At 71.3% G+C, this 23,337-nt stretch carries 16 protein-coding genes; 8 read left to right on the forward strand and 8 right to left on the reverse strand.

The window, feature by feature from the left end:
* Window positions 1–455: 455 nt before the first annotated feature.
* Window positions 456–1,862: a phosphomannomutase/phosphoglucomutase gene (locus ACFVW8_RS30370; RefSeq protein WP_389695596.1), complete on the reverse strand. Its 1,407-nt coding sequence runs from the start codon at window positions 1,860–1,862 to the stop codon at window positions 456–458.
* Window positions 1,863–1,949: 87 nt separating this feature from the next.
* The gene (locus ACFVW8_RS30375) at window positions 1,950–2,330 is read right to left on the reverse strand and encodes a DUF3499 domain-containing protein (RefSeq protein ID WP_389695598.1); all 381 of its coding nucleotides are present in this window, start codon (window positions 2,328–2,330) and stop codon (window positions 1,950–1,952) included.
* A 322-nt stretch (window positions 2,331–2,652) separates the two neighbouring features.
* On the opposite strand from ACFVW8_RS30375, the gene ACFVW8_RS30380 reads away from it, so the two are divergent.
* Window positions 2,653–3,081 carry a metallopeptidase family protein gene (locus ACFVW8_RS30380; protein ID WP_389695600.1) on the forward strand — a complete coding sequence of 143 codons (429 nt, stop codon included), beginning with the start codon at window positions 2,653–2,655 and terminating at the stop codon, window positions 3,079–3,081.
* 67 nt (window positions 3,082–3,148) lie between these two features.
* On the opposite strand, the gene ACFVW8_RS30385 is transcribed toward ACFVW8_RS30380, so the two are convergent.
* The 3 genes from ACFVW8_RS30385 to ACFVW8_RS30395 form a co-directional block, all read right to left on the reverse strand.
* Window positions 3,149–4,684 carry a DUF5719 family protein gene (locus tag ACFVW8_RS30385; RefSeq protein ID WP_389695602.1) on the reverse strand — a complete coding sequence of 512 codons (1,536 nt, stop codon included), beginning with the start codon at window positions 4,682–4,684 and terminating at the stop codon, window positions 3,149–3,151.
* Entirely contained in the window at window positions 4,681–8,646 is a 3,966-nt protein-coding gene (locus ACFVW8_RS30390) for a glycosyltransferase (protein ID WP_389695604.1), read from the reverse strand. The genes ACFVW8_RS30385 and ACFVW8_RS30390 overlap by 4 nt, the downstream gene beginning before the upstream one ends.
* A gap of 551 nt (window positions 8,647–9,197) precedes the next feature.
* Window positions 9,198–9,461 (reverse strand): WhiB family transcriptional regulator, encoded by a 264-nt coding sequence (locus ACFVW8_RS30395; protein ID WP_024494319.1) that lies wholly within the window; start codon window positions 9,459–9,461, stop codon window positions 9,198–9,200.
* A 717-nt stretch (window positions 9,462–10,178) separates the two neighbouring features.
* On the opposite strand from ACFVW8_RS30395, the gene ACFVW8_RS30400 reads away from it, so the two are divergent.
* The 3 genes from ACFVW8_RS30400 to ACFVW8_RS30410 all read left to right on the forward strand — a co-directional run bounded on the left by ACFVW8_RS30400 (window position 10,179) and on the right by ACFVW8_RS30410 (window position 13,020).
* The gene (locus ACFVW8_RS30400) at window positions 10,179–10,682 is read left to right on the forward strand and encodes a cysteine dioxygenase (protein ID WP_389695606.1); all 504 of its coding nucleotides are present in this window, start codon (window positions 10,179–10,181) and stop codon (window positions 10,680–10,682) included.
* 65 nt (window positions 10,683–10,747) lie between these two features.
* A complete protein-coding gene (cofD, locus tag ACFVW8_RS30405; protein ID WP_389695608.1) occupies window positions 10,748–11,704 on the forward strand; it encodes a 2-phospho-L-lactate transferase in 957 nt (318 codons plus the stop codon).
* Window positions 11,701–13,020 carry a coenzyme F420-0:L-glutamate ligase gene (locus tag ACFVW8_RS30410; RefSeq protein WP_389695610.1) on the forward strand — a complete coding sequence of 440 codons (1,320 nt, stop codon included), beginning with the start codon at window positions 11,701–11,703 and terminating at the stop codon, window positions 13,018–13,020. Before cofD ends, ACFVW8_RS30410 begins: the two co-directional genes overlap by 4 nt.
* A gap of 163 nt (window positions 13,021–13,183) precedes the next feature.
* Here ACFVW8_RS30410 and ACFVW8_RS30415 read toward each other — a convergent pair whose 3' ends face one another.
* From ACFVW8_RS30415 to ACFVW8_RS30425, 3 genes are all read right to left on the reverse strand, one after another.
* Complete coding sequence (locus ACFVW8_RS30415; RefSeq protein WP_389695612.1) at window positions 13,184–14,164, reverse strand: DNA-3-methyladenine glycosylase family protein; 981 nt, start codon at window positions 14,162–14,164, stop codon at window positions 13,184–13,186.
* 91 nt (window positions 14,165–14,255) lie between these two features.
* Window positions 14,256–15,347 (reverse strand): sugar phosphate nucleotidyltransferase, encoded by a 1,092-nt coding sequence (locus ACFVW8_RS30420; RefSeq protein ID WP_389695614.1) that lies wholly within the window; start codon window positions 15,345–15,347, stop codon window positions 14,256–14,258.
* Between the two features lie 196 nt (window positions 15,348–15,543).
* Window positions 15,544–16,863: a peptidoglycan recognition protein gene (locus ACFVW8_RS30425; protein WP_389695616.1), complete on the reverse strand. Its 1,320-nt coding sequence runs from the start codon at window positions 16,861–16,863 to the stop codon at window positions 15,544–15,546.
* Window positions 16,864–17,001: 138 nt separating this feature from the next.
* Between ACFVW8_RS30425 and ACFVW8_RS30430 the strand changes: the two genes are divergently transcribed.
* The 4 genes from ACFVW8_RS30430 (at window position 17,002) to ACFVW8_RS30445 (ending at window position 23,224) form a co-directional block, all read left to right on the forward strand.
* A complete protein-coding gene (locus ACFVW8_RS30430) occupies window positions 17,002–17,751 on the forward strand; it encodes a TIGR03089 family protein (protein ID WP_389695618.1) in 750 nt (249 codons plus the stop codon).
* A gap of 227 nt (window positions 17,752–17,978) precedes the next feature.
* Window positions 17,979–19,475, forward strand: a complete 1,497-nt coding sequence (locus tag ACFVW8_RS30435; protein ID WP_389695620.1) for an LCP family protein — start codon at window positions 17,979–17,981, stop codon at window positions 19,473–19,475.
* A gap of 223 nt (window positions 19,476–19,698) precedes the next feature.
* Window positions 19,699–21,501 carry an LCP family protein gene (locus ACFVW8_RS30440; protein ID WP_389695622.1) on the forward strand — a complete coding sequence of 601 codons (1,803 nt, stop codon included), beginning with the start codon at window positions 19,699–19,701 and terminating at the stop codon, window positions 21,499–21,501.
* Between the two features lie 49 nt (window positions 21,502–21,550).
* Window positions 21,551–23,224 (forward strand): LCP family protein, encoded by a 1,674-nt coding sequence (locus ACFVW8_RS30445; RefSeq protein ID WP_389695624.1) that lies wholly within the window; start codon window positions 21,551–21,553, stop codon window positions 23,222–23,224.
* Window positions 23,225–23,337: the final 113 nt, after the last annotated feature.

Below are 23,337 nucleotides of genomic sequence, written 5' to 3' on the forward strand. Positions count from 1 at the left end.
GGGGTGGGGGGGGGGGGGGGGGGGGTGGGGGGGGGGGGGGGGGGGGGGGGGGGCGGGGGGGGGGGGGGGGCGCCTGCGGCGGGCCTGTTCCCCTACCCGCCCCTTCCCGTAACCGGGGCTCCGCCCCGGACCCCGCTCCTCAAACGCCGGAGGGGCTGGATTTGGGGCTGATGTAGGGACGGGGGGACGGGGAGGGCAGGGGACGGAGGTAGCGCTGCTCGCGGCCGCCGCCGTGCGCGCCGGGCTCGACATCCGGGTCGGGGGAGCCATGGGTGGAGGGGGATTTCGGGCCGATGCAGACACCCCGAGCCATCCCGCCCAGGAAGCGCCGGCCCCGGCCCAGGCAGGCCCCGAGCCATGCTGCCCAGGAGGCGCCGGCCCTCACCCGAGCAAGCCCGAATCAGCCCGCCCAGGAAGCGCCGGCCCTCGACCCGACAGGCCCCCGAGCCATGCGCTCAGGAAGCGCTTGCGTCGGTTTCGGTGGATTCGGCGGATTCGGGGCTGCGGATCATGGTCAGGACCTCGTCCCGTACCGCCGCCATCGCCTTCTCGTCCCGGGCCTCCACGTTCAGGCGCAGCAGTGGTTCCGTGTTGGAGGCTCGGAGGTTGAACCACCAGTCCGGGGCCGTGACCGTCAGGCCGTCCAGGTCGTCGGTCGTCACGCCCTCGCGGGTGGCGAACGCTGCTCGTACGTCCGCGGTGCGGGCAGGCTGGTCGTCGACCGTGGAGTTGATCTCGCCGGAGCCGGTGTAGCGGTCGTACTGGGCCAGCAGGGCCGAGAGGGGCTCCTGGCCACCGCCCAGGGCAGCCAGGACGTGGAGGGCGGCGAGCATGCCCGTATCCGCGTTCCAGAAGTCGCGGAAGTAGTAGTGCGCGGAGTGCTCACCGCCGAAGATCGCGCCGTGTGCGGCCATCTCCGCCTTGATGAAGGAGTGGCCGACCCTGGTGCGGACCGGGGTGCCGCCGTTCTCGCGTACGACCTCCGGGACGGAGAGGGACGTGATCAGGTTGTGGATGACCGTGCCGCGGCCGCCGTTGCGCGCCAGTTCGCGGGCCGCGACCAGGGCGGTGATCGCCGACGGGGAGACGCCCTCGCCCCGTTCGTCCACCACGAAGCAGCGGTCCGCGTCGCCGTCGAAGGCCAGGCCCAGGTCGGCGCCCTCGGCCACCACCCGGGCCCGGAGGTCGACGATGTTCCTGGGGTCCAGTGGGTTGGCCTCGTGGTTGGGGAACGTGCCGTCCAGCTCGAAGTACATCGGGACGAGGTCGACGGGCAGGCCGGCGAAGACCGTGGGGACCGTGTGGCCGCCCATGCCGTTGCCCGCGTCCACGACCACCTTCAGCGGGCGGATCGCGGACAGGTCCACCAGCGACAGCAGATACGCGGCGTAGTCGGTGAGCGTGTCCCGTTCGGTGATCGTGCCGGGCGTGGCAGTCGGCTGCGGGCCGCCGGTCCCGGACCACTTCTCGGCCAGGGCGCGGATCTCGGCCAGGCCGGTGTCCTGGCCGACCGGTGCGGCGCCCGCACGGCACATCTTGATGCCGTTGTACTGCGCCGGGTTGTGCGAGGCCGTGAACATCGCGCCCGGCAGATCCAGTGCGCCCGACGCGTAGTACAGCTGGTCCGTCGAGCACAGGCCGATCATCGTGACGTCCGCGCCCCGGGCGGCCGCACCACGGGCGAAGGCCCCCGAGAGGGCCGGCGATGTGGGGCGCATGTCGTGGCCGACCACGATCGCGTCCGCGGCCGTCACCTCGACGAACGCCGCTCCGAACTGCTCGGCGAGGGCTTCGTCCCACTGGTCGGGCACGACCCCGCGAATGTCGTACGCCTTCACGAGCTGCGACAGGTCTGCAGTCACGGGACGGTCCTCCTGAGGGTTTCTTCGGACCGCCAAACTACCCGGCGGCCGGGGGCACCCCGCGCGCCGGGCATACCGGCGGCCCGCTCAGGAGTCGGGTGAGCGCAGCACGCGGAGGTGCCCCCTGCGGGCGACCTCCATCGGATCCGCGGTGCGCGGGCCGCCGCCCCGGGGCCCGTCGCCGCCCCGGTCCTGCGGACGCGCGGCTTCCCGTACGGCGTTGGCGAGCGCTTCGAGGTCGTCACCGCTGGGGCGGGTGGGCGCGGAGGGATCGGAGAGCCGGACGACCTCCCAGCCCCGGGGCGCGGTCAGCCGCTCACTGTGCTCGGCACAGAGGTCGTAGCAGTGGGGCTCGGCGTAGGTGGCGAGCGGGCCGAGGACCGCAGTCGAGTCGGCATAGACGTACGTCAGTGTCGCGACGGCAGGGCGGCCGCACGCGGTGCGCGAACAGCGACGTACAGGGCTCACGATGCTGGACGCTACCGCACTCTTGAGCGGGCTGCGACGACTCTCCCTCAGCTCACCCCACCGTGTCGCCCTGTGACGTCGAGCACAGCCGCCTCCGGGGCAACTCCCCTGACCTGCGCGGCAACAGAGGGTCGCAGGTCATGACGGTAATGATTCCGGTCACCACTCACCTCAAAAGCGGTCAAAAGGCAGGAGGCCTGCGGTCAGGAGCGGGGCCTGAAACGGGCTCCCTCATGGCCGGATTGTTCAAGAGCGGACAGGCGGGTGCGCTCCCGGGCAGCGGCCGTCCGCCCGGCCCGCGGAGCGTTACGCTGCGTCGGTGATGGACAGCCCCGTACCGCCCCACCCGTCCGAGCCGCGACCGCGGCGCCGAGACCGCCACGGCCGAGGTATGCGTGGGCCCGTCGCCCCGCCCCAGGTGCCACTCTCGGCCAGCCGGGCGGACAGCTTCCGTGATCTCGTGCAGGACTCGGTGGAGCGGCTGGAGCGGCGCTGGCCGCAGCTGGCCGAGGTCGACTTCGTGGTGCTCGACGTGCCGGGCACCGGGGAGGAGACCGTTCCGCTGGGGAACGCCTTGTCCGCCGAGAAGGAACGCCCGGCGCAGATCGTCATCTACCGGCGCCCCGTCGAGATCCGCACCAAGAACCGCGACGAGCGTGCGCTGCTGGTCCATGAGGTCGTCGTGGAACAGGTCGCGGAGCTGCTCGGGCTCGCGCCCGAATCGGTCGATCCGCGGTACGGGCAGGAGTAGCGGAACGAGCGGCAGGGGGCGGGGGCTCGCACTCGGGCCCCCGCCCCCTGTCTGTCTGTCGCTCCCGTCAGTCGTCCAGGACCGACAGGTCCTGTTCGGCCGCCGGTACCTCGACCGTTCCGCCGTCGTCCGGCAGCGTCTGCACCGTGAACATCTGGATTCCGTCCTGCGGAAGCGCGAGCGTGCGGGCGGCGTGGACCGGACCGCCCGACTGCGTCTCGACCGTCAGCGCGTACGTGCCCTTGAGCCCCGACGGGACCGGCGGGGTGACCGCGACCGTCGTGCCCGCCGCGACCTTGTACGTCTTGCTGACCGGGGTACCGCCCTTGCTGCCCGAGGACGCCGTGACCTTCACCGTTCCGGCGGCGCCCGGCGCGGTGAGCGAGAGGACCGAGCCCTTGGACCGGTTGTCGGCGGCCGTCGCCTGTGCGCCCACCGGACCGGTCGCCGGGATGTAGCCGACCTCCTGCTTGTCGCCCTTGCCCCGGACCACCCGCAGGGCGGCCACCACGGGGGTGGCCCTGTCCTTCTCGGAAGGGGTCAGCAGGAGCGAGCCCGCCTCACCCCGGGTGACGTTCTTCAGGTCGACCCCGGCCGTCATCCCCGACTTCACGTGGAGATCCTCGTGACCCGCCGGGGAGAACGCGCCCGTCTTGCCGAGGAGCTTCACCTTCAGATCCGCGTCGTCCTCGCCGGGGGCGAAGGCCACCAGCCGGACCGAGGTCGCGTCCGCCGGGATACCGGGCAGCACCAGGGTTCCGGCCGGTGCGGCGGAGGCGGTGAGCCAGTCGCTGCCGGTCTTGTTGTCCGCGGTCCTGACGACCGCGCCGACCCGTCCGGTACGCGTGGTGACGTGGACGGTCACGTCGTCGGCCGCCTTGCTGGTCAGGGTCGAGATCAGGACCCGGACGCCGCCGCCCGCGGGGACCGTGATGCCCTCGCCCACATCGGACTTGAGCGTGCCGTCCGGACCGTACAGCTCGATGTCGGCGACCGCGGCGGTGTCGTCGGGGTTGGTGAGGTTGACGTAGTCCTCACGGGACTTCGCGGTGCTCGCGGCCGGGAACCAGAAGTCGGTGTCGGGCGCCGTGCAGCTGACACCGAGCAGGCCGCGTGAGTCGCCCGCCTCGACCGTGGTGGTCTGCTGGGCGGTCCAGCCGGGGGCCAGCCGGCCGGTGGCGGTGCCGACGAGGGCGGGGGCGTCGGAGCCGGAGACATCGGCGGTGGCCGGCTTGCCGGGCTCCTTGAGCGCGACGACGGGCTTGTCCGGGTCCGCCTTCTTGTCCTTGCTCTTGCCCTTGCTCTTCTTCCCGTCCTTGTCCTTGCTCTCCTCGTCGTCCTTCTTGGCAGCCGGTGACTTCAGTTCGGCCATGCCTGCCTCGCCGCCGCTCGTCGCGGCCGGAGTGAAGGACGTGTACGTCGTCTCCGCGAGGTCCGAGAGACCGGGCGCCGGGCAGAGCAGGCTGGACCGCTCCACGGGGAGCCGGGCGGCCGCCTTCGCCTCCGTCGCATCCCCGTCCCCGGGCACGGTGAGCGCGGCGAATCCGGTGACGGCGGCGAGGGCGACGGCCCCCGCGATGAGGGACAGGCTGGTGGACTTCACTCGGACTCGCCTCGCGATGCGTTACCGGGCCACGGGTTCTGGCCCGGGGCGGGGTTCTCGTCGGGGTTCTGGTTCTGATCCCGGTTCTGGTTCTGGTCCTGGCTCTGTGGGTCGTACGGCTGCTGGTCGCCGTACTGGCCCGTGCCGTACTGGACGTTGGGGTCGTACGGGATATTGGGGTCGTACGGGACGTTGCCGTACTGCTCACCCGTGCCGTACTGGGCGTTGGCGTCGTACTGCGGGTTGGCCGGGTCGTACGGGGCGTTGGTGTAGTGCCCCTGGCCGTACGACGTGTAGTCGCCCTGCTGCTGCGGATAGCCGTACTGGTCGTACGCGCCGGGGACGTTCTGCTGCTGCCCTGCTCCGTACTGGCCGTCGTTGTGCTGGCCGTCGTTGTACTGGCCCTCCTGGTACTGGCCCTCCTGGTACTGCGGGTAGTCGGCGCCCTGGTACTGCTGGGCGTCCCATTCCCCGTACTGCTGGTGCGGCACCGCCGCGTACTGACCCGTGTCGCCATCGGCCTGCTGCGGCACCGCGGCGTACTGCCCCGTGTCGCCGTCCGCCTGCTGCGGTACGAAGACGTCCTGGTCGTCGGTGGACTGCGGTTGGGGTTGCGGTTCGGCGGCCGGCTGCTGAGGCGGGGCGTACTCCGCCCGCTCCCCCGCGTTGCCCTCCTCGTCGCCGTCCTCGCCCTCGGCCTGGGCGGCCGCGCGCAGCCTGCGCGCCCGGCGTCCCTCGCCCGCGACCGGCTCGGCGGGGACCGGGGCGGTCTCCTCGGGCAGGTCGTCGTCGATCTCGCGGCGGCGGCCCGGAAGGGCCATGACCACCAGGACCACGGCGAGCGCCGCCTGGGCCCAGATCCACGCGGAGTGCGTGAAGGACGTCTCGTACGTCAGGTCCAGCGAGCCGCCCTCGGTCGGCAGCTCGAAGCCCTGGGCCCAGCCGTCGACGGTCTTGCGGGTCAGCGGCCGTCCGTCCAGCGTGGCGTGCCAGCCGGGGTCGGCGGCGTCGGCGATCCGCAGCACCCGGCCGACGGCGCCCTTCGGGATCTCCGTGTGCGCCTCGACCGGGTTGGAGCCGACCGGAAGCGGCTCGTCGCCGGCGGCGGACGGGACGATCATGATCCGGGCGACCTGGCGGTCGACCCGCCAGAGCGCGCTGCCGTCCAGCTGGCTGAGCCGGCTGAGTCCGGGCGTCGCGTCGAGCACCCGGCTCATCTGCTTCGGCGCCCCGTCCCGCACGAGGACGTAACGGATCGCGAAGCCGCTGAGCTGGCTGCCCTGATCGGCGCCGGAACCCGCGACCAGGTTGGCGACGACCTTGTCGAGGTGGCTGTTGCCGTCGCCGGCCGCGGCCAGTTCGGCATCGCCCAGCCGCGCGCCCGAGCCGCGGACCAGGGTGTACGGGACGGAGGCGGACGAGGTGCCGCCGAGCACCAGGGTGCGCGGCTGGTCGCGGGTGCCGGACTCCTCGGCGACGAACGCGGGCACCTGCACCGGATCGCGGCGTTCCAGCGGGCCTGCGGCACCGCCGATCATCCAGCCCACGGCGGCCAGCACCGGGGCCACCCCGGCGGCGAGGGCGATCAGGACGGCCACCGGCTGGCGCCAGCCGAAGCTGAGCTCGGCGACGCGTACCCGGGCGCCGTCCGCACCGACCAGGGCGGCGGCGATGAGCGCGGCGCCGTAGACGAGGGTGGCCGGTCCCGCCCAGCCCGAGCCGTTGGCGAGCCCGGCGAAGACCAGGCCGACCAGGGCGACGGCCCAGGCGGTCCGTACCGCGAACTGCCGCTCCCCGCGCAGCAGCGCGGCCAGCGCCGCGAGCACGATGCCGAGCAGCAGGACGCCGCCCGCCGCCTTGGGGCCGCCGGGGCTGATCCCGAGCAGGTCCAGGGCGGAAGCCGACCCCTCACCGGTCTCCAGGCCCGCTTCCTTCAGGAAGGACGCGGGGCTGGTCAGGAGCGAGAGCGACCAGGGCGCCAGGACCAGCATCGGGGTGCCGACCGTAGCGAGGAAACGGAGCCCGTAGGCCGTGATGTCGTTGCGGCGCAGCACCAGCACGCCGATGCCGAGGACCACGGCGAGCGGCCACACGATGGGCGTGAACGCCATCGCGAAGGTGAGCAGCAGTGCGTACGCCCAGGTGGCGCGCCAGCTGCCGCGGGTGTCGCCGCCGCCGCGCATGCCGTGTGCGGAGACGGCCACGCGGCCGATCAGCGGTAGCAGGACGAGCAGTACGGCAGTGCCGAGGCGGCCGGTCGCCAGGGCGCCGGTCGCGGCGGGCAGGAAGGCGTACGCGACGCTCGCCCAGGCCCGCAGCAGCCGCGAGGGGAGCAGCGGCCGGGAGACGAAGTACGCGGTGAGTCCGGCGAGCGGGACCGAGCAGACCAGCAGCAGGGTGAGCGCGAAGCCGGTGGAGCCGAGGAACAGTGCGGACAGGGCCGAGATCAGCGCCAGGTAGGGCGGTGCGTTCTGGGTTCCGCCGGTGCCGACGGTGTGCCAGCCGTCCGCGTACCGCCCCCACAGCTCGGACACGTCGCCGGGTGCGGGCAGCAGCGAGCCGCCGGCCAGTGCGCCGCCGCCGAGGAGGCTGCGGCAGGCGACGAGCGAGACCAGGAGCAGGATGGCGAAGAGCACCGGGCCCGGCTTGCGACCGACGCGCTTCAGCTTGGCGAACTGGTCGATCTCCAGGAAGTCGGCGTCGTCGCCGCCCGGTCCGGACTCGACGGCGCCGTGCCGCGAGCCGCCGGCCTCGGCGTCGGACGAGCCGCCGAAGTTCCCGGCGACCTGTTCGACGGTCGCGCGGACGGTGGCGCCGGGCGCCGGGAAGAGCCCGCGCAGTTCGGCCGGGTCGATGACGCCCTTGCCGCGGGCCCGGCGGGCCGCGAGAATCCGTCCGGGCCGCAGCAGCGTGCCCAGGAGCCCGGCGACCTCGTCGAGTGCCTGTCCCGGCACCTTGCCGACGAGATAGGCGAGGGTACGCAGCAGGGTGCCGAACACCAGCCGCAGCAGCGCCCAGAGCAGCAGCTTGCCGCGGGCGTTGACGAGCATCGTGTAGACGGCGCCGGCCTTGTCGACGCGGTGCGGGCTGGAGACTGAGCGCCCGGCACAGTCGATGGGACGGCGTTCCCGGGCGGATGCCTCGGCGTGCCGCAGGACGGCGTCGGGGGCGACGAGCACCCGGTGCCCGGCCATGTGGGCGCGCCAGCACAGATCGACGTCGTCGCGCATCAGGGGAAGCCTGCGGTCGAAGCCGCCGAGCTCCTCCCACACGTCCCGGCGGATCAGCATGCCCGCGGTGGAGACGGACAGGACGGTACGGACCTGGTCGTGCTGGCCCTGGTCCTGCTCGCGCCGGTCGAGGCCGGTCCAGCGGCGGCCGCTGTTGGCGATGGAGACCCCGACTTCGAGGAGCTGCCTGCGGTCGTACCAGCCGCGGAGCTTGGGGCCGACGATCGTCGCGTGCGCGTCGTTGTCGACCACGCGCAGCATCTCGGCGAGCGCGTCGGGCTCGGGCGCGCAGTCGTCGTGGAGCAGCCAGAGCCACTGCACCGGTTCGCCGTGCGGCAGTTCGGGCAGGTCGTAGTTGTCGTCGCGCCAGGACCGGGTGACCGGGTCCCAGCCGCTGGGGCGCTTCAGGTACGGCAGGTCGTCCGGCGTGAGGACACCGGCGGTGCGGCTCGCCTCGTCGACGGCGGTGCCGAAGCTCGTCCGTCGCGCGAGGTGCAGGACGCGGTCGGCACCGAGCGCCTCGGTGACCAGCCGCGCGGAGTCGTCCGCGCTGCCGGTGTCGGCGGCGACGACGTTCTGCACGGGGCGTTCCTGCCCGAGCAGCCCGGCGAGCGCGTCGGGCAGCCAGCGTGCGCCGTCGTGGGAGACGAGCACGGCGGTGACGACATGCCGGGGGAACTCTGGGGCGGCGGCAGCCGCGTACGGCGCCGTCGAATGGCTGTGCACGGACATCGAGGTACGGGCCCTCCGGCCGGGTCCGGGGGAACGTACCCCCGGGGGCTGCATCGGTGTACACGCGCGCCCTGTCGGGTCGTTGGCGCGTCTCGGACGGGGCCCCACACTAACGGTACGGATAACCGGGGTGGCGCGGAGCGCTTGAACGAGGGCCACGGCACAGCGGTGGAGGGGTGCGGGGCCGTGGCTGCGGACCGGTGGCGCCCCTGCGTCCGTCCTGCCCACGAGAGGGCGGACGGGAGGCCGGGCAGGGACGGCGATGGCCCGCCGCCTGCGGGCAGGGTGCAGGCGGCGGGCCATGGGCGAACGGGGCCGGGGAGGAGTCCGCTCCTCCGGGCCGACGTCTTCGGACCGTCAGGTCAGAGGTCTTGCCGGTACAGCTCTTCGAGTCCTTGCCGGTACAGCTCTTTGGTACAGGTCTTCGGTCCGGATACCGGCCGCGGCTCTTCGGTCCGGATACGCTGCACGACTCTTCGGTACAGCCCCTCGGGCAGGCCCTTCAGCCTGGTCCCGACGGCTCCGGCCCCGGCCGGCCCGGTCTCCCGTGCTCAGATCGCGGCCTTCTTCAGGCGCCGTCGTTCGCGCTCGGAAAGCCCGCCCCAGATGCCGAACCGCTCGTCTTTGGAAAGGGCGTACTCAAGGCACTCGGACCGGACTTCACAGGCGAGACAGACCTTCTTTGCCTCGCGGGTGGATCCGCCCTTCTCGGGGAAGAAGGACTCGGGATCGGTCTGGGCGCACAGTGCGCGCTCCTGCCAGCCGAGTTCCTCATCCGCGTCCTCGACCAGCAGTTGCTGGAACAGCTCGGTCATGTGCGCCCCTCGTCTGTCTCTTGCGTCCCCGTGATGCGGCCGTTATCGAATCGGCCGAACGACACGAGTGAAATTACAAGTGTGTAGCTTCATGCCAGTCAAGCGCAGATCTGCTATTGGGCCCGGTATTCACTCTGCGGAACCAAGCCTATGCAGAAAGTGTTCAAATCACCAAAAACCTGACATATGCCATGGGCCGATCGAGCACCCGTCCGTCATGGAGGGAAACTCCCCGGAGGCCTGACACGTTGCGATTCGATCACCGAAGCGATCAAGATCACAGTCGGGTCACGGGGCCACGACCGTGTTTGCCGGTGCGTCTGTTGCGCCACATCTCCCCGGCGAGGGCTGCACAAACCTTTCTCCGCTCGGAGTAACCGGATGAGGTGAAACATTAGCCCCAAATCGGTCATTGGGTTGACAGCCAAAGGCTCTGCGGTTCTCCTTGATGTCATGCCAGTGACCTCAGCGATGCGCGTGACCCACAGCCGTGGGTTCCGTAGCGCTGTCCAGGCTCGCTGTTGCTGTTCCAGCTGTTCCAGCTGTCTCAGCTGTTGAAGCTCTCGCGCTCCAGCCCGACACAGCTCCTCCCGGACCTCCGGACCTTCCACCCTCGGCCTTCGCGGCCCGTGGTCACCCGGTCCCTCCCGGTCCTCGCGACACCCCTGCATCCGCACTGCACCGCACCTGCACTCCTGCCGAGGAACCACCGCACCCATGAACAGCGACAGCGACCTCCAGATCGCCGGCGACATCCTTGAGGTCCAGCACCTCCTGCGCCCCGCCCCCGAGCACCCCGCCACGGTGGCGGAGTTCGTCGGGCTGGCCCGCGGTATCGCCGGTGACCGCTCCCGATGGGCACCGCTCGTCCAGTACGACGCCACCACCCGCTGGTATCACCGGCTGCTCAGCCGCCCCACCTACGACGTCTGGCTGCTCAGCTGGATCCCGGGCCAGGGCAGCGGGCTGCACGACCACGGCCTGTCCTCCGGCGTACTGACCGTGCTGGACGGCGAACTGACGGAACGTACGGACCGCGGGAAGCGGACGCTGGGCCCCGGCGCCCAGCGCATCTTCGCCCCCGGCTACGTCCACGAGGTGGTCAACGACTCCCTCGAACCGGCAGTCAGCCTGCACATCTACTACCCGGGCCTGACCGACATGCCGATGCACGCCGCCCAGTGCGCCGGTGCCACCGCCACCGCCACCGCCACCGCCTGACAGTCCCACCCGTCGCCCGCCACCACCCCCACAAGGATCAGGCTCCGCCTGACAGACTGTTTCCCATGCGCATTGTGGTTCTGGCCGGCGGTATCGGTGGTGCTCGTTTTCTGCGTGGCCTCAAGGAGGCCGCGCCCGACGCGGACATCACGGTGATCGGCAATACCGGTGACGACATCCATCTGTTCGGGCTCAAGGTCTGCCCCGACCTCGACACGGTCATGTACACCCTCGGCGGTGGCATCAACGAGGACCAGGGCTGGGGCCGTACCGACGAGACCTTCCACGTCAAGGAGGAACTCGCGGCGTACGGCGTCGGCCCCGAGTGGTTCGGGCTGGGAGACCGTGACTTCGCAACCCATATCGTCCGTACGCAGATGCTCGGCGCGGGCTATCCGCTGAGCGCCGTCACAGAGGCGCTCTGTGCGCGCTGGAAGCCGGGCGTACGGCTGCTGCCGATGTCCGACGACCGCGTCGAGACGCATGTCGCCGTCGATGTCGACGGCGAGAGCCGGGCCATCCACTTCCAGGAGTACTGGGTGAAGCTCCGCGCCTCCGTCCCGGCCCAGGCGATCGTGCCCGTCGGCGCCGAGCAGTCCAAGCCGGCACCGGGCGTCCTGGAGGCGATCTCCGAGGCCGACGTCATCATCTTCCCGCCGTCGAACCCCGTCGTGTCCGTCGGGACCATCCTCGCCGTGCCCGGTATCAGGGAAGCCATCGCCGAGGCCGGGGTGCCGGTCGTCGGCCTCTCCCCCATCGTCGGTGACGCACCAGTGCGCGGGATGGCCGACAAGGTGCTCGCCGCGGTGGGCGTCGAGTCGACGGCCGCGGCGGTCGCCCAGCACTACGGCTCCGGGCTGCTCGACGGCTGGCTCGTCGACACCGTGGACGCGGGCACGGTGGACGAGGTGGAGTCCGCGGGCATCCGCTGCCGTTCCGTGCCGCTGATGATGACCGACGTCGCCGCCACCGCCGAAATGGCCCGGCAGGCGCTGGCTCTCGCGGAAGAGGTACGGGCATGAGCACCGCCGATCCGGACGCCGCGCCCTCCTTCCGGGTGTGGGCGCTGCCGGGGATGCCCGAGGTGCGGGCAGGGGACGATCTCGCGAAGCTGATCGCCGCCACCGAGCCCGGCCTCGCCGACGGTGACGTCCTGCTCGTCACCTCGAAGATCGTCTCCAAGGCGGAGGGCCGGATCGTCGAGGCCACCGACCGGGAGGCGGCGATCGACGCCGAGACGGTACGCGTGGTGGCCCGGCGCGGTGCGCTGCGGATCGTGGAGAACCGGCAGGGCCTGGTCATGGCCGCGGCCGGGGTCGACGCCTCCAACACCCCCGCCGGAACGGTCCTGCTGCTGCCCGAGGACCCGGACGCCTCGGCGCGGGCCATCCGGGAGGGGCTGCGGGACACGCTCGGCGTCGAGGTCGGCGTCGTCGTCACGGACACCTTCGGGCGCCCGTGGCGCAGCGGGCTGACCGATGTCGCGATCGGCGCGGCCGGGGTGCGGGTGCTGGACGATCTGCGGGGCGGGACCGACGCGTACGGCAATCCGCTGAGCGCGACCGTGGTCGCCACGGCCGACGAGCTGGCCGCTGCCGGTGACCTGGTCAAGGGCAAGGCGAACGGGCTGCCGGTGGCGGTGGTGCGCGGGCTCGGCCACGTCGTGGACCCGGCGTCCGCCGAGGGTGCGCGGGCGATGGTGCGGGTCGCGGCCGACGACATGTTCCGGCTGGGGACGTCCGAGGCGGTACGGGAGGCGGTGACCCAGCGGCGTACGGTCCGCGAGTTCGCCGACGAACCGGTGGATCCGGGTGCGGTCCGGCGGGCCGTGGCCGCGGCGGTGACGGCGCCCGCGCCGCATCACACGACGCCGTGGCGGTTCGTGCTGCTGGAGTCGGCGGAGTCCCGGACCCGGCTGCTGGACGCGATGCGGGACGCGTGGATCGCGGACCTGCGGCGGGACGGGAAGAGCGAGGAGTCGATCGCCAAGCGGGTGCGGCGGGGCGATGTGCTGCGCCGGGCGCCGTATCTGGTGGTGCCGTGCATGGTGATGGACGGCTCCCACACGTACGGGGACGCGCGGCGGGACACGGCGGAGCGCGAGATGTTCGTGGTCGCCGCGGGCGCCGGGATCCAGAACTTCCTGGTGGCGCTGGCGGGTGAGCGGCTGGGGTCGGCGTGGGTGTCCTCGACGATGTTCTGCCGCGATGTGGTGCGGGAGGTGCTGGAGTTGCCGGCGTCGTGGGATCCGTTGGGGGCGGTGGCGGTGGGACGGCCGGTGGAGGCACCGTCGCCCCGGGTGGGGCGCGATGCGGCGGAGTTCGTCGCGGTGCGGTGAGGGGGCCGGCGTGGGTTTCGGGGCTCTGCCCCGGGCCCCGGTCCTCAATCGCCGGACGGGCTTGAATGGCCCCGGCCCGGTGGACGTGTGCGGGACAGGTCGGCTGAATTGGCCGGGCCCAAGTGGAAGCGTGCAGGACACATCGGCCCGAGTCGGCCTGCTCCTACAGCTGGGCGATGTTGCGCGGCGTCATTCTCGGTGCGTGGCGCGGGGGTGTGTTGCCCGAGAGCATGATCAGGCGGGTGGCCCGGTGGCGTTGGCCCTCGTAGGGGGCCAGGAGGGTCAGCATCGCCTCGTCGTCGGCGTTGCGGTTGCCGGCCAGTGCGTGGCCGACGATGCCGGGCAGGTGGAGGTCGCCGACCGTGACCGCGTCCGGGGCGCCGTTCGAGCGTTGCAGGGTCTCGGCGGCGGTCCAGGGGCCGATGCCGGGGATCGCCTGGAGCCGGGACATGGCGTCGGGCAGGGCCATGGCGGCCGCCTCCTCCATGCGGCGGGCCACCCGGACCGCGCGCAGGATCGTCGCCGAACGCTTGCTGTCGACGCCCGCGCGGTGCCACTCCCAGGACGGGATCAGGGACCAGGTGCGGGCGTCCGGCATGACGTACAGCCCGTACTCCTGCGGGCCGGGCGCCGGCTCGCCGTACTTGCGGACAAGGAGCCGCCAGGCGCGGTACGCCTCGTCCGTGGTGACCTTCTGCTCCAGGACGGACGGGATCAGGGACTCCATCACCAGACCGGTCCGCAGGAGTCGCAGTCCCGGCCTGCGGTGGTGGGTCACCGCGAGCAGCCGGTGGCGCGGGGTGAAGGCCTCCGGTTCGTCCGACGCGCCCAGCAGGGTCGGCAGCTGGTCCAGCAGCCAGGACGCGCCGGGCCCCCAGGCCGCCGCCTCGATCCGGCCTTCGCGGGGGACGACATGGAGGGTGCCGGGGCCGGCGGGGGTGCGGCTGGCGCGGCGGACCGAGCCGTCCGCCGTCATCCGGAAGGTGGGGTCGGCGGGGCCGCGGCGCAGCGGGCCGAGGACGAGCCGCAGGTCGAACGGGCCCGGCGGGGTCCAGTCACGGGTCAGCGCCGCCGGTGCGGGCGTCGTCACCTGGCGCGGGACGGCCGCGTGCGAGGCGCTGCGGGGAGCGAATCGTCCTGCCACGGGTGAGGGTCCTCGGTAGTCGGGGGTGCCTGTCGAGGGTACGGCTGATTCCGGCCAGTCGGGGTGTCCTGCGGGAAGCGGATCGCCCCGGTCATTCGTCCGAGGAGAAGCGCACCGATGCGGCGGGCAGATGTGCCCCGCACCAGATCCGGATGCCGTCGCGCAGTTCGTTGTCGGCGCCGACCTTGGCGCCGTCCCCGATGACCGCACCGGCCAGCACCGTACGGCTGCCGATCCTGGCCCCCGCTCCGACCAGGGAGTCCGTGATCACGGCGCCCGGTTCGACGACCGCGCCCGCGAGGACCGTGGAGCCCTCGATCCGCGCGCCGGCGCCGACCACGGCGTCCGCGCCGATGACCGTACCGCCGGAGAGTTTGGCGTCGGGGGCGACCGTGGCGGTCGGCAGGACGAGCCGGTCGCCGCAGCGGCCGGGGACGGCCGGGGAGGGTGCGCGGCCGATGACCAGGTCGGCGGAGCCCCGTATGAAGGCCTGGGGAGTACCGAGATCCAGCCAGTACGTGGAGTCGACCATGCCCTGGAGATGGGCGCCGGACGCGAGCAGTCCGGGGAACGTCTCGCGCTCCACGGAGACCGGGCGGCCTGCCGGGATGGTGTCGATGACCGACCGGCGGAAGATGTACGCCCCCGCGTTGACCTGGTCGGTGACGATCTCCTCGGGGGTCTGCGGCTTCTCCAGGAAGGCGGTGACCCGGCCGGTGTCGTCCGTCGGCACGAGGCCGAAGGCGCGCGGGTCGTCGACCCGGGTGAGGTGGAGCGAGACATCGGCCCCGGAGTCGGCGTGCGAGGTGACCAGCGCCCGGATGTCGAGGCCGGTGAGGATGTCGCCGTTGAAGATGAGGACCGGTTCGTCCGGGCCCGAGGTGAGCCGTGCGGCGACGTTGCGGATGGCGCCGCCGGTGCCGAGCGGTTCGCGTTCGGTGACGTACTCGATGTGGAGGCCCAGCTCAGAGCCGTCGCCGAAGTACGGCTCGAAGACCTCCGCCAGGTACGACGTCGCGAGGACGATGTGCTCGACCCCGGCGGCCCGGGCACGCGCCAGCTGGTGCGTGAGGAAGGGGACGCCTGCTGCCGGAACCATGGGTTTCGGGGTGTGCACCGTGAGCGGGCGCAGCCGGGTTCCCTTGCCGCCGACCAGGAGAATCGCTTCTTTTGCCTCTGTCACAGCACTGTCTCTGCTTCCTGCTGGGGCCGGGCCTGGTGAGAAGCTGGTGTCCGGTCTCCGCAGACGCCCCGCGCCCGGCGGAGACCGGACACCAGCTTCTTCGGCTGGCCAGTGTATGCAGACCGGACGGGGTGTCCTCGGTCAGCAGTCCTCAGCAGGCCCGAGGCGCCGTCGGCGCCGTTCGGCTCCTTCCGTGTCAGCGGCCCTGGAGCTTGGCCGAACTGGTCCGTGCCGTGCCGAGCTTCTTGTAGAGACGCGCTCCGGGGCATTCGGTTGCGAAACCGTCGCGGTGGCCGGAAATCACGTTGAGTTTGACCTTCTTGCCCTTCTTGTACTTATTGCTTCCGCCCGAGACGAGCGTCACCTTGCCCTTCGGGTTGGCCTTGAAGAGGCCGAGCTTCCAGGCGGTGAGCTTCGAGACGGCGTTGACCGCGGCGGCGGGCGGGTTCGAGTTGCTGTACGTCCCGAGCACCACGACGCCCATGGTGTTGGTGTTGAAGCCGAGGGTGTGCGCGCCCATGACGGCCTTCGTGACCCCGCCGGCCCGGCCCTCGAAGATGTTTCCGCACTTGTCGATGGCGAAGTTGTAGCCGAGGTCGCGCCAGCCGTTGCTCTTGACGTGGTACCGGTAGATGCCGCGCAGCACCGAGGCCGACTGGGAGCACGTGTAGTTGTTGCCGGTGGCGCTGTGGTGGACGAAGGCCGCCTTGACGGTCTTCGTGTACGCGAAGGCCTTCTCGCGGAGCTTCTCGTCGGCGCCCCAGCCCTTGCGGGTGACGATGCGCGGGCGGGGCCCGATGTACGGCTTGGCGCCGGGCGCGTACCCGGCGGCGGCGTCGGTCGCGGACCTGCTCAGGGCGGGAAGCGCGGCGTCGGCCTGCAGCGTGGTGCGGTCGGCGCCGGCGGCACCGGTGGCGGGCGGTTCCTGCGGGTCCTTGCCCGGGTCGACGAGTTCGAGGTGCAGCCCGGCGGGCAGCGGTACGGGGGTCGCGGAGGCGTCCCGGGTGCCGGGGGCCTCGGGGTTCACCCGGACCTCGACGCCGTCGGAGTCACCGACCCAGAGCGGGGCGGTGGAGCCGCGGACCGCGTCCGAGTCGCGTTCGGCGGTGCCGGGGTCAGCGGAGTGCTCGGCGTTGTGCGTCTCCAGGTCCTGCCAGCCGGACCAGCGGCCGGTGCCGGTGGCACGGGTACGGACCTGGGCGGTGCCGTGCAGTTCGGCGTTCACGTCGTCCCAGACGACGCCGACCATGGAGAACGCCCGGACGTCGCGCTCGGCCAGCCCTTGTCCGGCGGCTGCCGTGCCGGTTTCGCCGGGGGCCCGCGCGGAGGCGGTGGACAGGGAGGTCAGGGCCAGCGACTGCGTCGAGCCGGGCAGTGCGGCGGGGTCGGACGCCTCGGCGGGCGCGGCGGTCGAGTGGGCGGGGGTGTCGGGGGCGGCGCCCGCGGGCGCGGCGAGCGGCAGCGCGAGTGCTGCGGCACAGGTGACACCAATGGCGGATGCAATGAAGGCACGCATACAGATGATCCTGGGCACAATCGGACAACTCCGGCGACCGGTGATTCTTCCGGCAGTTGACGGCCCGTCTGCCGAACCGGTGTACCCGGCACCCGTCGCACCCGGCCCCGCCCGCCGCCGCCACGTACCCTTGCGCGGATGAACGCCAGCGACCGCACCCCTGCCGACCTGCTGCGTTCCGCGCTTGCCGCGGACCCGGCCCGCCCCATGGTCACTTTCTACGACGACGCCACCGGAGAACGCGTCGAACTGTCGGTGGCCACCTTCGCCAATTGGGTGGCCAAGACCGCCAACCTGCTGCAGGGCGACCTCGCCGCGGAGCCCGGCGACCGGCTCGCGCTGCTGCTGCCCGCGCACTGGCAGTCCGCCGTCTGGCTGCTCGCCTGTTCCTCGGTCGGCGTCGTCGCCGATGTGCAGGGCGACCCGGCCGCCGCCGATCTCGTCGTCACCGGACCGGACACACTGGAAGCCGCGCGAGCCTGCCGCGGCGAGCGGATCGCCCTGGCGCTGCGCCCGATGGGCGGCAGGTTCCCGAAGCCGCCCGAGGGCTTCGCGGACTACGCGGTCGAGGTGCCGGGCCAGGGTGACCGGTTCGCCCCGTTCGCCCCGGTGGACCCGGATGCCCCGGCGCTGACCGCGGGCGATGTCGCGCTCACCTCTGCACAGCTGGTCGAACGGGCCCGCGAGGACGGTGCCGCACTGGGCCTGGGCGCCGGATCCCGGCTGCTCTCGGGCCGTACGTACGACACCTGGGACGGCCTGAGCGCCGGACTCTTCGCACCGCTGGCGACCGGGGGTTCCGTGGTCCTGTGCCGGCACCTCGGACAGCTGGGCGAGGACGGACTGGCGCAGCGCGTCGAGAGCGAGCGGGTCACCCGGACCGTATGACGGTGGGCCGGGCCCGGCGGGCCCCGCCTCTCGCGCTGCGGTACGACAAGCGGCCCGAGGGCCACCCGTCCGGCCCATCGTGGGCCGAGCCCTCCCGGCGATGCGTCAACTCCGGTACATGATCTGCGGTACAGACCACTCCAGGCACAACCAAGCGTGAGGTTCAGCCGTCTACTTCTGCAACCGGCGGCCCAGCGCGCCGCCGAACGTGAAGGATGGACCCAGACGTGACCGAAAGCGCCGGCACTCCGGCCGACCCCGACGACTCGGCCGCGGGCGAGGACCGGACGCCGGACGGATCGCCCGGGGATGAGCGCGGCGAGCAGCGCGCCCAGGACAACCCCCCGCAGAGCACCCCGAAGGACACCCCCGAAGACACGTCGAAGGACGTTTCCGAGGGTGCCGCCGGGGCCGCCCCCGGCGGCGAGACGCGCAGCGGGTCAGGCAGCGGATCGGGCAGCGGTTCGGGCAGCGGCCCGTCGTCCGGACCGCCGGACAAGGGCCCGGGCCCGACGCTCGACATCACCGTCAAGCGCAAGCGCCACTGGCTGCGTTGGACCGCGCTGGGCGCCTCGTTCGTCGTCCTGCTCGCCGCGGGCGCCGGCTGGTGGCTGTACAAGAAGCTCGACGGCAACATCAAGACGGACACCTCCGCCGCCGCCGAACTCAAGGCGTACGAGAAGGAGCGCCCCACCTCCGTCGTCCATAACGCGGAGAACATCCTGCTGATCGGCTCCGACAGCCGGGCCGGGGACAACCGCAAGTACGGCCGCGACGACGGCGGCAGCCAGCGCTCGGACACCACGATCCTGCTGCACCTGGCCGCGAACCGGAAAAGCGCCACCGCGATGTCCATCCCGCGCGACCTGATGTCGAACATCCCGGCCTGCCATAACTCGGACAAAACCGCTAGCAAGCCGCAATTCGCTCAGTTCAACTGGGCCTTCGAGTTCGGCGGGACCGCCTGCACCATCCGCACCGTCGAGAAGATGACCGGCGTCCGCATCGACCACTTCATGGTCGTGGACTTCAACGGCTTCAAGGACATGGTCGACGCGGTCGACGGCGTCCAGATCTGCCTCAAGGAACCGATCGACGACTCCGCCGCCCACCTCAAGCTCCCGGCGGGCCGCCAGAAGCTCAACGGCGAGCAGGCCCTGGGGTACGTACGGGTCCGCAAGTCGATCGGCAACGGCAGCGACACCGAACGGATGGACCGCCAGCAGCAGTTCCTGGGCGCGCTGGTCAACAAGGTGCAGAGCAACGGCGTGCTGCTCAACCCGACCCGGCTCTACCCGGTGCTGGACGCGGCGACGAAGGCGCTGACCACGGACCCGGGGCTGGACTCCCTGAAGGACCTCTACGAGCTGGTGCGCGGCATGCGCAATGTGCCGACGGACAAGGTGCAGTTCCTGACTGTTCCCCGGCAGCCGTACCGGGCCAATGCGAACCGGGACGAACTGGTACAGCCCGCCGCGAACAGGCTGTTCAAGCAATTGCGCGACGACGAGCCGCTCGCCGTCGTTCCGGCGGATGAACTCAATGGTGACGACGGCAAGAACGACGGCCACGGGGAAGGTTCGGAACATTCACAGGATGAAGACAGCAACGGCCGGTCCGGCGAGCCCACAGACGGAGAATCAAGCGCCGAGGGCGCTCCGGGCCCCAGCCCCACACCCACCTATTCGGGTAACAACGCAGCAACCGACCTGTGCAAGCAGTAAAGCAATGGCCAAGCAGACATCAACGTTCGGCGTGCAATGGGAAGAATGCCCGGTTGTAAGGGCCGTGGAATGTGTCACGCCCGTCGCTAGGCGCCGAACTGGACGGATAGTGTGACGCGATCCGGTGCTTCCGGCCCTCGGGCCGCGTACTTCCGGAGCGAAAGACTGAGCGCCTTATCGGGGGAGGCGCCTCGCGTGGCACCGACGGAGGACTCAAGCAACCGTGGATGCGCAAAGCCGTGGGCGGGCGGACGATATCGACCCCGCAGACCAATGGGTCCTCAACCCGGACACCGGCGACTACGAACTGCGACTGAATCAATCCGGAGGGGATTCGGGCGGCAGTCGGAGCGCTTCGGCCCCGCGCGCCTCCAGGCGCAGAGGGGCTGCCCATGACGGCGAGGGCGCACACGGCGCCGGATCCGGCCGTGAGGCGCCCGGGCAGGGCGGCCGCCGCTCGACGCGCGGCCGGCGCGGCCCGGAGGATTCCGGCTCGGGCAGAGGTTCCGGCTCGGGCGGGGGTTCCGGCTCGGGCAGGGGTTCCGGCCCCGGCGAGAACGGCCCCGGCCGCCGCAAGCGGAAGGCGCCCAAGGCCCGCCGGAAGAAGGCGCTGCTCTGGACGGGCGGCGTGATGGCGTTCCTGCTCGTCGGCGTCTCGGCCGGCGGGTACATGCTGTACCAGCACTTCAACGGCAACCTGAACACCGTGGACATCGGCGACGCCGGCAACAAGGACGTCGCCACGGCCAACGCGCCCCTCAACATATTGATCATCGGTACGGACAAGCGCACCGGCAAGGGCAACGAGGGCTACGGGGACAAGGGCAGCACCGGCCACGCCGACACCAACATCCTGTTCCACGTCTCCAAGGACCGCACCAACGCCACGGCGTTGAGCATCCCGCGCGACCTGATCACCGACATCCCGGATTGCAAGACCAGGCAGTCGGACGGCTCGGACAAGGTCATCCCCGGCACCGAGAACATCCGGTTCAACACCAGCCTCGGTCAGGAGGGCCGCGACCCGGGCTGCACGATGAACACCGTCAAGGAGATCACGGGCCTCTCGGTCGACCACTTCATGATGGTCGACTTCAACGCGGTCAAGGAGCTCTCCACGGCGGTCGGCGGCGTCAAGGTCTGCCTCGCCAAGCCGGTCCAGGACAAGGACTCCCACCTCGACCTGCCCGCGGGCGAGAGCAAGATCGAGGGCGAGGACGCGCTGGCGTTCGTACGGACCCGGCACAGCTTCGGCAATCAGAGCGACCTGGACCGGATCAAGGTCCAGCAGCAGTTCATCGGCTCGATGATCCGGCAGATGAAGTCGGACGACACTCTGACCAGCCCGACCAAGCTGTTCAAGCTGGCCGACGCGGCGACGAAGGCCCTCACGGTCGACAAGGCCATCGGCTCGGTGCCGAAGCTGACGTCGCTCGCCAAGGAACTCAAGAAGATCGACACGAAGAACATCTCGTTCGTCACCGTTCCGGTGGTGGACAACCCGGCGGAGAAGGTCCACGCCACCGTCGTCCTGGACCAGGCCAAGTCCGACCCGCTCTTCGCGATGATGCGCGACGACACCTCGCTGACCGAGGTGGCCGCGCAGAAGAAGGCGGCCAAGGGCAAGCAGGACGCGCTCCTCAAGGGAACCAAGGCCGCTGCCGCCGACGTCCGGGTCGATGTGTACAACGGCGGCGAGATCGCCGGTGCGGCGCAGCAGACCGTCACCTGGCTGCAGAACACCAAGGGCGTCCTGAAGTCCACGAACAAGGCCAACGCCCCGGCGAAGGCGGCCAAGACCACGCTGGCCTACGCACCGAACCAGGCGGACCAGGCCCGCGCCCTCGCCGAGATGATGGGGCTGCCCGGATCCGCGATGAAGCAGGGCACCAAGGACGCCGAGGGGCTGGAGGCCATGTCCCTGACGCTGGGCGGGGACTTCAAGGGAGCGGGCGTCCCGATCACCGGGCCGGCCAAGATCGACATTCCGAAGGCCAGCGCCGACAAGGCAGAGTGCGCCAAGTGACACCGGGTCACTGCGCGATACCGCGAGTCTGAGCAGCAGGGGGGTCCCGGTGGGGCGGAGCAGCACGTCAGGGGAGGGGACGCGACCAGGGGTCCGGCATGCCGGTCAACTGGGCTGGGACGACGGTCTCTACGAGGACGGTAAGGGCGAAGCCCCGGCACATGACGGGGACGGGGCCCGCCGCGGCGCGTCCCACGGCGGCGGGCGGCGCGGCGGATCGCGCCGGGCCGGGAAGCGCAAGAAGCACCGCGTACTGCGCTGGATATCCCTCTCCCTCGCGGTACTCATACTCGGCACCGGCGCTGCCGGTTATCTCTGGTACGAGCATCTGAACAGCAACCTCCGCAAGGGGCACCGCAGCGCGGGGAACAGCGCGGCGAAGAAGACCGCGCCGAACGCGGCCGGCCAGACCCCGCTGAACATCCTGATGATCGGGTCCGACAGCCGGAACACCGCGGAGAACCTCAAGCTCGGCGGTTCGAAGTCGAGCGTCGGCGGCATCCCGCTCGCCGATGTGCAGATGCTGCTCCATGTGTCGGCCGACCGGAAGAACGCCTCGGTCGTCTCCATCCCGCGCGACACCCGGGTGGACATCCCGGCCTGTGAGGACCCCGACAACGGCAAGAAGTACCCCGCCACCAACGCGCTCATCAACGAGACGCTCGGCCGCGGCGGCCCCGGCTGCACGCTGGACACCTGGGAGAAGCTCACCGGGGTCTACATCGACCACTGGATGATGGTCGACTTCGCCGGTGTGGTGGACATGGCGGACGCGGTGGGCGGTGCCGATGTCTGTGTGAAGCAGAACGTCAACGACGTGCCCAAGCCCGGTGTGCCCGGCGGCTCCTATCTGCGGATGACGGCCGGCACGCACAAGATCAAGGGCAAGCAGGCCCTGCAGTGGCTGCGCACCCGGCACGCCTTCGAGAGCGACTTCGGCCGGTCCAAGGCCCAGCACATGTACATGAACTCGGTCATCCGTGAGCTGAAGAGCCAGAACGCCTTCACGGACACGGGACGGCTGATGAGCCTCGCCGAGACCGCCACCAAGTCGCTCCAGGTCTCCGAGGAGATCGGTTCGGTGAAGAAGCTGTTCGACCTCGGCATGCAGCTCAAGGGCGTACCGATGGACAAGATGAACATGCTGACGATGCCGCGGATCATCGACCCGGAGGACGACAACCACGTCCTGGCGAAGCCGGGCGCCGCCGACAAGCTCTGGGCACTGCTCCGCGACGACGAGTCGCTCGACGCGAAGGACCGGGCCAAGGCCAAGAAGAAGGAGAGCGGACCCACCGCCGCCGCTCCCGCCTCGCTCGCCGTGACCGTGGTCAACGGGACGGCGGCCGACGGCCAGGCGCCCACCAGCAACCGCGCCGCGGGCGTCCGGGACCTGCTGCAGACCAAGGGCTTCACGGACGCGACCACCTCGTCCGAGCCCGGATCGGCGCTGACGACCGAGGTGACCTATCCGAAGAGCTCCGGCACCCAGGGCAGGTCGGACGCGCTCTCGGTCGCCAAGGCGCTGTCGATCCCGACCAGCGCCGTCAAGGAGGAGCCGGACGCGGACGGGCTGACGCTCACGGTCGGCTCGGACTGGCGGACGGGGTCCACGTTCCCGAAGGCCGCGGCCGACGACAGCGACCCGCTGGAGGGCACCGAGGCCGTCAACGGTGCCAAGACGGGCTGCATGGACGTGTACTGGCCGTACCGGCAGATGTAGCCGCGCGCCCGGGTGACACACGAAGAGGGAGGGGGAGGGCCGGGTCGCACCGGCCCTCCCCCTCCCACTTCGTGCTGTGCAGCCTGCCGGTGAGATCACCGGTGCGCCCGTGC

This window comes from Streptomyces sp. NPDC058221, assembly GCF_042882365.1.
GTDB lineage: Bacteria > Actinomycetota > Actinomycetes > Streptomycetales > Streptomycetaceae > Streptomyces.